This window comes from Corynebacterium matruchotii (assembly GCF_011612265.2).
GTDB lineage: Bacteria > Actinomycetota > Actinomycetes > Mycobacteriales > Mycobacteriaceae > Corynebacterium > Corynebacterium matruchotii.
This window is the reverse complement of the sequence record NZ_CP050134.2, coordinates 1,500,220-1,511,675: the sequence shown is the minus strand read 5'-3', so window position 1 is coordinate 1,511,675 and position 11,456 is coordinate 1,500,220. Positions and strand designations below refer to the sequence as shown.

Below are 11,456 nucleotides of genomic sequence, written 5' to 3'. Positions count from 1 at the left end.
CGGTCTTTTCTTGGGCTGCCGGGATGACATCTTAAGATTGTTTCCGGCCACGAATCAGCGTAGAACGGGGGTAATTCATTGGGGCGTGAAGCGGGGTGACGGCGGGTGGTGTGGCCGCCATGTGACATGAATGCCGCCCGTGAAACACCAGGGGAGAAACCGGATGAGATTGAATTCATTCATGCGAATACGTGTACGCATGCTGCCCCAAGGTGCTATACTTAGCATCGCACTCAGAAGCGAGTTGGTGAAGCCATAAGTGTGTGTACGGCTTCATGGGAATCCGGTGCAAAACCGGAACTGGCGCGCAGCGGTGAGTGGGGACTGACCCCTGAACAAGTCCACTGGCTACTCCAAGCTGGGAAGGCATAGGGGGCTCCGGGATGATCCACAAGTCCGAAGACCGACCAACTCTGACCATCATTGCGACCCTCGCGTCCAGGCGTCGCCTGATACACCCGGCTTCTATTCGCGGTGGTTTCGTGACAACCACCATGGGGCAAGTCGTGGGGGAGTGGACGGTAACCGCCGACTCCAGCATCAGCAAGGTCCGCCGATGAGCGATCATTGGTGCTCCTGCGTGCTGCCGTAGCGCTACTACGTACTGTTGAGTAGCACACATCGGGTGACTGTCCAAATAACGCGATGTTCATAAGTACCAGCGGTGCTGCGGCATAGCACAGAACGCTATATGTCTTCGCCACACAGGTGAGGGCTGCAATAAGGTGTGGAATACGGCATCGTGTGAAACTAGCCACTCCCATGTTTCCCATGGCCGACCATTCCCAGACTTATGAGCTCGTGGTGGAGCATGCCAGTGTTCTATCTTGCTAAGGATGCCCGATGCCCACCGTGGGGATATTGGTGAATGTGAGCGCCAATTCTGGTTAAACCCCATGGTGGGCATCGGTTTATGTTTTTATAGCTGTTTAAGATTTGAGGTCGCTCAACACACAGGCTGCGCCCGAAGCTACCGTCGTTACGGCAACCACCGACGGCCACGCCCCAATCTTCTTTGCCAACGGGTGCGACAACCCAAACGCTGCCACATAGGTGGCGCCCAAGCCTGCAGCGAGCGGCACCCCGCCCTTTGCCAACCATGACCGGCCTGCCCACAGTCCAGCGGCCGTCAATAGCACCCCGCCAAGCGGCCGGATCCCGGTTTCTCGGGCGGTCAACCAGCCACCCACAAGCCCGGTGATAACAAGCGAAGCGGTATTGACATCCTTAGCATCTTTTAATGTAAAGCTCATGTGCCTAACGCTACTCGGGTATGCCCAGGAAGAACAGGGAAACGCCCGAAACTCAACCAATGGAATGAATCCGCAGCATACCTATGGTTACGAATCAAGTATCTGACTTCATATTGGTACTGGTAATCAGATAAGCTCTGAAGCAGGGGTATTTTCAATAATATTTTTACCCCCGTCGTGAATGAGTTCACGGCGATATCTTTTGTGAGTCATTGTAAGGAGTTTTGTGATTATTACACGTCGCAAAATTGCTGCTCCCGTGATTTTTGTGTTGCTTCTCGCAGCAGCCGCGGTGAGCTTTGTGATCTCCTTAACCTTCGGCTCTGTTGCTTATGATGCCATCGACGTGTGGGACGTGGTGGCAGCACACATTGGTATTATTCCTGGTGACGACGTTTTCGGCAGTACCATAGACTCGGTGGTGTGGAGTCTTCGGGCACCCCGTGGTCTGCTGGCGCTCATCGTGGGTGCTGGCCTGGCGCTCGCCGGTGTTGTCATGCAAACCCTGGTGCGTAACCCCTTGGCAGACCCCTATCTTTTGGGGGTGTCATCCGGTGCATCCGTGGGTGCAACCGCGGTCATCACCATTGGTGTTTTTACCTCGTTTGGCCTGTACGCAATTTCGGTTGGTGCGCTCTTCGGTGCACTAGCGGCCACAGCCATCGTGTACCTCATCACCCTGGCGCAGGGCGGACTCACACCGCTGCGCCTCATCTTGACGGGTGTTGTGGCATCATCAGCATTTTCTGCCCTGGCGAGCTTCCTCGTGTTCAAAGCCCAAGATGCGCGCGCCGCGCAAGGGGTGATGTTCTGGATGCTCGGCTCCGTCGTCGGCGCCCAATGGGACAGGTTGTTGCTGCCTGCCCTTGTGGTGCTGGCGGCATTCCTCATTCTCATGTTTATGTCCAATCCACTAGACGCCATGGCTGCCGGGCCCGACACTGCCGCTGCCCTGGGCGTCAATGTGGAGCGGCTTCGGCAAATACTGTTTTTCATCCAGGCGCTCTTGGTGGGTGCCATGGTGGCCGTGGCCGGTGGCATCGGGTTCGTGGGGTTAGTCATTCCCCACCTGGCCCGCATCATGGTGGGCTCCCTGCATCGCAGGCTGCTGCCCATCGCCATGGTATTGGGCGCGGTGTTTATGGTGTGGGTCGATGTGATCGCCCGCATCGCGGCACCACCGCAGGAAATCCCCTTGGGTGTGGTCACCGGCGTGCTCGGTGCCCCACTCTTCCTGCTGCTCATGGGACGAGGACGCTACCAATTTGGGGGCAGTTAAATGAGCCACATGGAAATCACTCGGGTTTCCGCCGGAATCGGAAACACCACTATTGTTCATGATATTAACTTCACCATCACTCCCGGCACCATGACCGCCCTGGTGGGGGTCAACGGCGCCGGCAAATCCACACTATTGCGGGCCCTAGCGGGTATCACCAAACCGCACCATGGTGAAGTAACCCTCGACGGTGAATCGGTTCACGAGATTCGCCCTCGCCGACGCGCCCAGCTTCTCACCTTGGTTGGGCAAGAAGAAAACCCTCCGGGCGATTTGACCGTCTCGGAAATGGTGACCTTAGGCCGCCTACCACACCTGAAATCGTGGCAGATGGGTGGCCGTGAGGAACAAGAAATCGTGGCGGAAGCCATAGCCATGGTGGGGCTCACCGACGTTGCCGACCGGCCCTGCGACCAGCTCTCCGGTGGTCAACGCCGCCGGGCACTGCTGGCCCGAGGCTTCGCGCAACACACCGACATGGTGATGTTGGACGAGCCAACAAACCACCTGGATGTGCACCACCAATTGCACCTGCTCAAGGTGCTGCGGGAATCCGGCCGCACGATTCTAGCCACCATTCACGATTTGGATCTGGCCATGTCACACTTCGACCAAGTGGTGGTGCTCTACGACGGCACCATGCTGTGTGCCGGCCCGCCCGAAGAAGTACTCATCCCAGACAATCTGCGCGTCGTTTTCGACGTGCGAGCATACATTGCGCGATTGCCGGAGGCAATCAATCCGCATCTGATTATTGACAGTCTCTGACGCTGGTTGGCGGCCCGGCACACAAGGGCGTCGACAAGCACACAACCAAGGAAAAGAATAATGCGTTGGAAGCAACCACTAGCAGTTCTTGCACTGGCAGCCCTCACCGTGACCGGGTTGACCAGCTGCGCCCAACAATCGGCCAAGACCGGCACCACCGATGCGGCCGGCGGCATCACCCTCACGAACTGCGGTGAGGAAGTCACCTACCCGTCTGCCGACAAACTCATGGTCAACGATGGCAATATCATCGCCATGGTGCTGGCCGCGGGTGGGCGCGACCACATCAAATGGGTGTCATCTCTCGAAGACGACGCCGACATTCTCAAGGCCAAATACGGCAAGGACGCTGAAGGGCTCGACGACATCGCCCCCGAAGCACCATCATTAGAAGAAGTCGTAGCCAAGAAACCCGACGTCATGGTGGCCGGTTGGAACTACGGCTTCAGCGACGGCAAAAACCTCACCCCTGACGCGCTGAAACAGCACGGCATCGGCTCGTACATTCTCACCGAATCATGCCGCCAAGCAGGTAGTGAGAAACGTGGCGTGGTCGACCCGTGGAAGGCCGTGGAAGAAGACGTCACCAACATGGGCAAACTCACCGGCCACGAGGATACTGCCGCGGCCGTGGTCAAGGACCAACAGGATCGCCTGAGCGCGCTCGCTGCGGCCGAGCGACCCGAAACCGTGCCCAACACCTTCGTGTTCGACACTGCCCGGGAAGGCATTTTCACCTCGGGCAGGTTCGGCGGACCGCAGGCCATCATCGAGGCCGCCGGTGGAAAAAACTCCACCGAATCCATCAACGACACCTGGGTCAGCGTGAACTGGGAAGACCTGACCGAGCAGGCCCCAGACGTGCTCGTCTTCGTCGACTATCCCGGACAAACGTTCGAAGAAAAGGTGAAGATCCTCAAGGAGCGGGACGCCACCAAGGATCTGCCCGCGGTGAAGGAAAACCGGTTCATTAACCTGCCCTACGCCATGTGGACATCGAGCCCGCTCAATGTTGATGCGGCGGAATACGTTCGCAAGGGTTACGAAAAATTCGGCCTGGCCCCAGCATCGGACATTACCCCCGCCCTGACCTTGCCGGATTCCCTGCAGGGGAAGGAATACTTCGTGGGCTAACCCGCATGTAAGTAACCACGGGGTTTTAAGAAAACCCCCAAGAGAATCCGCCGCGACTTACTCGATGCCGTGCTATGACCACAGTCGGCACGTGGGGGTGATGTGGCGGATTTTCCGAAACATCACAGGTAACGTGTGGGCGCCCGCGTGCGGGTAGATTTTTATTCTGGCGAGGTATCAAGTACCCTTCGAAATCGGTTCACCACAACGGACGTGGGAAAGTTCAGTATGACCTTGACCATATGTCACGTGTTGGTCTGCCACCGAAATGTGGGCCACTGAAACGTGGGACATCGGAACAGACGACGTGTCATAGCGATGCGCCCAAGAAAAAACCGATCCAGTGGCAACACCCCAATAAAATTCGACCAACGCCACTTTTTTGCCAATTAGTGCCCAATTACACTCACGGTGAAATAAGTGAACTGGGCCATTTATAACCGGTAAAACTGCACTGTAACAGATATTCATTACAAAATTATTACCTGACGTTTCCCCAATAAGGTGTGGTAGAAATTACGTAAAATTATCGTGGCGAATTTGCTGGGAACTATCCCAATTTGCCGCCAGGGGGTAAAACGCACATTTGATAAATGCTTGTTTGGTGGATTTGGGCGATAATTGCTGAAAACCTGATGTATCAATAATGAACAGAAAGGCGAATACCATGTACACGTTAGAAAATGCTCCCCTGAATCCAGACACATTGGAATCGCTTAAGCTCATTGTTAACAGCATTCGCTTCCCCAACGAAGAAATCCCTCCCGAAACCATCCACGAATTCGTCCTCCTCGCGCTCGGCGAAATGAGCCAAGAAGAAGTCATGGAACGCTTCAACGAACGCATGGAAACCGAACGCCAAAAAGCCAGCGCCATTGCCGAATAACCGGTTGCCAAAACCCATTAGTCACACCCAATCGCTTATCGACGACCGACCCTGCCGCCGGCCGCTACCACCATGTGTGCAATCTAACACCACACACCTCCACCATTTGGGGGAGGCTAATATTTCCCCTGATTGGGCGTTGTTTCCCTCTATGCCATGCTGCACAATACCCCCATGGCTATTCCTATTATCACCGGCACACTACCGCATAATCACCCGCCAATACCCGTAGCGTTTCACCCCCATAATCGGCCGCCATCATCGGTGTCCCATGTGTCCATCACGCTGCTCAACACCTGGAAAGCAGCACGATGACACCACCAACTTCCACCAACACCCCACCCAACCCCAACGCCGCTTACCTCTACCTCGGCGCAACATTCCTCTCGGCATTCGGCAACGCAATAGCCAACGTGATATGGCCCTGGCTCGTTCTCCAACGCACCGGAGACCCCGCCGCCGCAGGACTAGTCACCACATGCATCGTCCTCCCCTCAGCGGCATTCGCCCTCATCGGTGGCAACCTCATCGACAGATTCGGCCGGAAACGCATGAGCATCATCTCGGACATCATTTCCGCCGCCTCCGTCATTGCCCTCATCACAGTCGACGCCACCACCGGACTCACCATGGCCTGGTTCATCGCCCTAGGAATCATCGGCGCCGTCGGCGACGTACCCGGCATGGCTGCCCGCACTGCCCTCGTCGGCGACATCTCGGAACGCTCCGGCAAAACCACCGACTGGTTAGCTGGCGCATCACAAGGCATGAGCGGCATCAGCTTCCTCCTCGGACCAGCCTTCGCCGGATTCATGCTCTCCGCCATGAACATGACATCAATCCTGTGGATCACCGCCGGCTGCTCCGCCACCGCCGCACTACTCACCACATTCATCACCCTAGGAACACAAAAACCCGGACAAGAACACAGCACACCCGCACCAGAATGGGCCATATGGCGGGAAATCCTCCACATCCCAGCAATTCGATTGTTCGCCATCATTACCCTCATGACCCAAATACTGGTATCCCCCTTCATCATGGTGCTCCTACCCGCACATTTCGAAAGCATCAATAACTCAACAGCCCTAGGATTCGCCCTCTCCAGCTACGCCATAGGCATGATCGTTGGCGGCACCATCATCGCCCAGGTCGGAACCAGCCACCGCCGACTGATATGGGCCATAGCCATGGGATTCAACGGCCTCGCATTCATTGGCATCGCCTGGCTCAGCCTCACCCCTATAGTGATCGCTGGCATGCTCACCGCCGGAATCGCCGGCGGCATGATGCAACCAATCGTCACAGTCCTCGTGACCGAAACCATTCCCACATCGCGCCGGGGTCGGGCGTTTTCGCTGTTTACTGCGGTAGGGTCGCTGACGGGCCCGATAGGGTTGGCCGCCACAACCGTGGCATTGGGGCTGACCAGCGTGTATCGGGTCGCCATGGTGTGCGGTCTGACGGGCGTCGTGGTGATGGTGGGGGCGGCGATCGCCGGGGTGCGGGTGCTTTACGACGTCGCAGCGCGTTGACCAACCGACCAATGGTCGGTATTATGGGGAGTGGAAACTGACCGATGGTCGAAAGAAGGCGATTGTGATGACCACCCATCCCGTCACCCGGCATCCCGGGGCAGCCTGGCTCTATCTTGGCTCTGGGCTATCATCAGCGCTCGGCAACGCCATCTCTAATGTGGTGTGGCCCTGGCTGGTGCTGCACCGCACCGGGGATCCCGCCGCGGCCGGCCTGGTCGCCACCTGCATTCTGCTCCCCTCCATCATTGTGGCGACCATGGGCGGAGACGTCATCGACCGGTACGGGCGCAAACGCATCAGTGTGATCTCCGACATTATTTCCGCTGTCTCCGTGGTGTGGCTCATTGCCGTCGACACCACGGTGGGGGCCACCCTCCCATGGTTCATCGCCATCGGTATTTTCGGCGCCGTCGGCGACGTGCCCGGCATGGCCGCCCGCACCGCCCTCGTCGGCGACATTTCAGAGCGTTCTGGCAAGAGCCTGGATTGGTTGGCCGGCGCCAACCAATCCATCATGGGGGTGTGCTATCTTGTGGGGCCGGCGCTTGCCGGCGTGCTGTTGGGGCAGTTGCCGATCACCTGGATCCTCTGGTTGACCGCCGCCTGTTCTGGGATTGCCGCCCTCATGACCTGGGTTATCCGCCTCAACGCGCACCACGCCCCGGCGGAGCATTCCAGCGTGCGCGGTACTGTCACGGTGTGGCGGGACGTGGTGAAGCACCCCATGCTTCGGCCCATTCTCGTCGTAGAGATAGTCATCGCCATGGCGGTTTTCCCCTATCTCATGGTGATCTTGCCCGCCCACTTCACCCACACCAATAGCCCCACTACCATGGGGTTTGCCCTATCCAGCTATGCCGTCGGCATGATCGCCGGCAGTATTGTGATCGCGGCGGTGGGGGAGCGGTTGCGCCGTAACCTGCTGTGGCTGGTGGCGATCGGTGCCACCGCCATGGGATTTTTGGGGGTTTCCTGTCTCACCGTAACCACCATTGTGGTGGTGGGCATGTTCGCCGCCGGTTGCGGCAATGGGATACTCCGGCCGATCGGCACCGTCGTGGTGACCGAAAACGTGCCGGAAACCATTCGGGGTCGGGTGTTTTCCCTGTTCAGTGCCCTGGATTCCTTCGCCGGGCCCATCGGGCTCATGGCCACCACGGCGGCGCTTCAGGCCACCGACATTTACCATGTTGCCCTGGGATGCTCCCTGTGCGTCACCGCCATGTTCCTGTGGCTTGGGGTCATGGGGTATCGCACCTTGGGGGCGTCGCAAAGCAACCTACAGTAGCTGCGCCACCACTTTCGACACCGCCTTACCCAGCACACGGTGCTGCTCTTTGTCTAAATGCACCCCGTCGACCGTGCTGCTTGTGATCACCGAATTCGCGTCGAAAAACTCGCACCCATACTCCGCCGTGATCTGCCGCAACGCATCCGCCAACCCCGCCGATGCGGTATCGCCCCCGGTAAACTTCGGCCCAATCGGGCCCCGCGGGTGATCCAACGCCGGCGGCGCCACCACCAGGATTTTCGGTACCGGAATCTCCGGCTCCAGCGTGGTCGCCCGAATCGCATCAATGATCGCCGCGATCCCCATTGCCGAATGCCAGGGCGTATGCCGGTGAATCGACTGGAAATCATTCGTCCCCAACATGATAATCACCACATCCAGTGGGGACTGGGCCTCAATCACCTGCTGAATCCCAATCAAACCGCTGCGGCCCGGCTTATAGGGATCCTCGAACGCGGTTCGCCGACCATTGAGGCACTCCTCCGTCACATGCACCCGATAGTCCCGGCCGGCCGCCTCGGCCGTATCGTTGAGATCCCGCGCCATCACCTGCGGCCACCGGGAAGCAAAATCCAGCCGCCGCCGGGTGAGAGGAATGATCCCCCACGACAACGAATCCCCATACACCACAACGTGTTTAAACTCGGTCATCACCCTCACCACCATCACTCGATCAGCTGAAACCAAGCGTAGTATATTCTTTCCCGATGACTAATAATCCCTCCGCATCGTCCACGCCACAACCCAATAAGAACCCACCAATAACCGAACGGCAAGCCTGGCGCGCGCTCCTAGCGTTATGCATCGGGTTTTTCATGATCCTTCTCGACCAAACCATCGTCGCGGTCGCCACCCCGGACCTGCAAACCGAGCTTGGCGCCAGCCTCAACCAAGTCGTGTGGGTCACCAGCATTTACCTCCTGTTTTTCGCCGTGCCGTTGCTCGTCACCGGCCGACTCGGGGATCGGTACGGGCAGCGCAACATCTACCTCATTGGCATGGTGATTTTCACCATCAGCTCGTTAGCCTGCGGGTTATCACCCACCGTGGAAATCCTCATCATTGCCCGTGCTATTCAGGGAATCGGCGCGTCGCTCATCACCCCGCAAACCATGAGCGTCATTAACCGCATTTTTCCCCGCCACCGCCGCGGCGCCGCCATGGGAATGTGGGGAGTCGTTGCTGGCCTCGCATCACTCGCCGGCCCCATCCTCGGCGGGATTATTGTGAGCGCCATTGGCTGGGAATGGATTTTCTTTATCAATGTGCCATTCGGTATCGTGTCCATCATCATGGTGTGGCTCATGGTGCCGGACCTGCCGCGGCTGGCCCGCCGCCTGGATTTCCTCAGCGTCATCGTGTCCATTATCACCATGAGCAGCATTGTGTTCACCATCCAACAGGGTCCCGACCTGGGGTGGCCCATTTGGATTTGGCCCATTCTTGTCGTGGGGTTGGCGCTTGCCGTCGTCTTCGTCCGACTCCAGGCCACCGCAACCAAACGCAACACCGAAGCCCTCGTGCCGCTCGACCTCTTCACCATAAAAAACTTCACCCTGGGCACCATATCCATCACCACCATGGGATTCGCCATTGGCGGCATCTTCATCCCAGCCATGCTGTTTCTGCAAAACGGCCACCACCTGAGCGCCCAGCAGGCTGGCCTGTACATGGTTCCCATCGCACTATTCTCCGGCAGCCTATCGCCCTTCGTTGGCCGCATGAGCGATCGCATCAACCCCCGGGTGCTGTCGATGATTGGGTTTAGCTTCATGCTCGCCAGCATCTTCGGGTTCGTGCTGGTCATGCGAGACGGGGTGCCATTGTGGTGCATTCTTATCCCCGTGGCGTTATTGGGTATCGGCAATGGGTTTGTGTGGTCCCCGAACTCGTCCACCAGCTTGCGGGATGTGCCCCTGCACCACATGGGTGCTGCCTCCGGGGTGTATAACGCAACTCGGCAGGTGGGGTCGGTGGTGGGTGCCGCCGTGGTGGGGGCGGCCATGCAGATTGGGACAGCCTACACGGCGTTCACTACGGCCATGGGAAATTCCCTCATTCCGGTCGTGCTTGTGCTTGTCATCGGCCTGATTTCGGTATCAAAATTCGAGTACAAACCCCATATGCGAGAAAGTTCACACTCCTAAACCACCTATGATTCGGGAAAACAGCAGGTAGAAAGGTTTTGTGGGGTTATGTTTGATCGGGCATTCAGTTCAAATTTACATTAGGATTGATAGCATGCGTATTGCCACACTGACCTCCGGTGGTGACTGCCCCGGCCTGAATGCTGTTATCCGCGGTATTGTTCGTACCGCAACTGAATATGGTTCCACAGTCGTGGGATATGAGGATGGTTGGGTCGGTCTCATGGAAGATCGACGCATACAACTGTATGACGATGAAAACATTGACCGAATCCTTCTCCGCGGCGGCACCATTTTGGGTACCGGCCGACTCCACCCCGATAAATTCAAAAGCGGCCTCGAACAGATCAGGGAAAACCTTGAAGAGGCAGGCATTGACGCACTCATCCCCATCGGTGGCGAGGGCACCCTCAAGGGTGCGAAATGGCTATCCGATAATGGCATCCCTGTTGTGGGTGTGCCTAAAACCATTGATAATGACGTGAACGGCACCGACTACACGTTCGGTTTCGACACTGCGGTGTCCGTCGCCACTGATGCCATCGACCGGCTGCACACCACCGCGGAATCCCACAACCGGGTGATGATCGTGGAGGTCATGGGCCGACACGTGGGGTGGATTGCCCTGCACGCTGGCATGGCTGGCGGCGCCCACTATATTGTCATCCCCGAGGTTCCCTTCGATATTGCCGAAATAACCAAAGCAATGGAACGCCGATTCCAATTGGGTGAAAAATACGGCATTATCGTGGTCGCCGAAGGTGCACTGCCCAAGCCTGGCACCATGGACTTTACCGAAGGTGCCGTCGACCAATTCGGCCACCAAGTGTTCAACGGCATCGGCCAGGTCATTGGTGACGAAATCAAAAAACGCCTCGGCCACGATGTGCGCACCACCACGCTGGGCCATATCCAACGGGGCGGTACCCCCACCGCCTTCGACCGGGTATTGGCGACCCGCTACGGTGTGCACGCCACCCGCGCCTGTCACGACAAAGATTTCGGCAAATGCGTGGCCCTCCGCGGCGAACACGTTGAACTAATCGACCTGGAAGATGCCGTCGGCAAGCTCAAGGTTGTTCCCGACAGTCGGTACCGCACCGCGCGCGCATTATTCGGTTAACCCCTGCTGGCAGCGTCGAAAAGCGTTCCCCTTTTTA

At 57.8% G+C, this 11,456-nt stretch carries 12 protein-coding genes and 1 riboswitch; of the genes, 10 read left to right on the top strand and 2 right to left on the bottom strand.

Going from position 1 to position 11,456, the window contains the following annotated elements; translation table 11 throughout:
- Positions 1-228: 228 nt before the first annotated feature.
- Positions 229-426: riboswitch (cobalamin riboswitch) on the top strand.
- Positions 384-560 (top strand): hypothetical protein, encoded by a 177-nt coding sequence (locus HBA49_RS06860; protein ID WP_155808089.1) that lies wholly within the window; start codon positions 384-386, stop codon positions 558-560. (Overlaps the previous riboswitch by 43 nt.)
- A gap of 369 nt (positions 561-929) precedes the next feature.
- Here the strand turns inward: HBA49_RS06860 and HBA49_RS06855 are convergent, their stop codons facing one another.
- A complete protein-coding gene (locus tag HBA49_RS06855; protein ID WP_005526976.1) occupies positions 930-1,253 on the bottom strand; it encodes a hypothetical protein in 324 nt (107 codons plus the stop codon).
- 226 nt (positions 1,254-1,479) lie between these two features.
- Here HBA49_RS06855 and HBA49_RS06850 point away from each other — a divergent pair, with 226 nt between their 5' ends.
- The 7 genes from HBA49_RS06850 (at position 1,480) to HBA49_RS06820 (ending at position 8,146) form a co-directional block, all read left to right on the top strand.
- Positions 1,480-2,532 (top strand): FecCD family ABC transporter permease, encoded by a 1,053-nt coding sequence (locus tag HBA49_RS06850; protein ID WP_005527471.1) that lies wholly within the window; start codon positions 1,480-1,482, stop codon positions 2,530-2,532.
- Positions 2,533-3,300 (top strand): ABC transporter ATP-binding protein, encoded by a 768-nt coding sequence (locus HBA49_RS06845; protein ID WP_005527019.1) that lies wholly within the window; start codon positions 2,533-2,535, stop codon positions 3,298-3,300. It abuts the gene before it with no gap.
- Between the two features lie 60 nt (positions 3,301-3,360).
- Positions 3,361-4,434, top strand: coding sequence for an ABC transporter substrate-binding protein (locus tag HBA49_RS06840; RefSeq protein ID WP_005527207.1), 1,074 nt, complete (start codon positions 3,361-3,363; stop codon positions 4,432-4,434).
- A gap of 667 nt (positions 4,435-5,101) precedes the next feature.
- Positions 5,102-5,320 carry a hypothetical protein gene (locus HBA49_RS06835; RefSeq protein ID WP_005527530.1) on the top strand — a complete coding sequence of 73 codons (219 nt, stop codon included), beginning with the start codon at positions 5,102-5,104 and terminating at the stop codon, positions 5,318-5,320.
- A gap of 174 nt (positions 5,321-5,494) precedes the next feature.
- The gene (locus HBA49_RS06830; RefSeq protein WP_225865999.1) at positions 5,495-5,635 is read left to right on the top strand and encodes a hypothetical protein; all 141 of its coding nucleotides are present in this window, start codon (positions 5,495-5,497) and stop codon (positions 5,633-5,635) included.
- Positions 5,632-6,855 carry an MFS transporter gene (locus HBA49_RS06825; RefSeq protein WP_005527239.1) on the top strand — a complete coding sequence of 408 codons (1,224 nt, stop codon included), beginning with the start codon at positions 5,632-5,634 and terminating at the stop codon, positions 6,853-6,855. Before HBA49_RS06830 ends, HBA49_RS06825 begins: the two co-directional genes overlap by 4 nt.
- 67 nt (positions 6,856-6,922) lie before the next feature.
- Entirely contained in the window at positions 6,923-8,146 is a 1,224-nt protein-coding gene (locus HBA49_RS06820; protein ID WP_005527502.1) for an MFS transporter, read from the top strand.
- Here HBA49_RS06820 and HBA49_RS06815 read toward each other — a convergent pair.
- Entirely contained in the window at positions 8,138-8,800 is a 663-nt protein-coding gene (locus tag HBA49_RS06815) for an SGNH/GDSL hydrolase family protein (RefSeq protein WP_005527383.1), read from the bottom strand. The two genes, HBA49_RS06820 and HBA49_RS06815, sit on opposite strands and share 9 nt — an antisense overlap.
- A 56-nt stretch (positions 8,801-8,856) precedes the next feature.
- Between HBA49_RS06815 and HBA49_RS06810 the strand changes: the two genes are divergently transcribed.
- Positions 8,857-10,296 (top strand): DHA2 family efflux MFS transporter permease subunit, encoded by a 1,440-nt coding sequence (locus HBA49_RS06810; RefSeq protein ID WP_005527027.1) that lies wholly within the window; start codon positions 8,857-8,859, stop codon positions 10,294-10,296.
- 94 nt (positions 10,297-10,390) lie between these two features.
- On the top strand, positions 10,391-11,419 hold the full coding sequence (locus HBA49_RS06805; protein ID WP_005523118.1) for an ATP-dependent 6-phosphofructokinase: 1,029 nt from the start codon (positions 10,391-10,393) through the stop codon (positions 11,417-11,419).
- Positions 11,420-11,456: the final 37 nt, after the last annotated feature.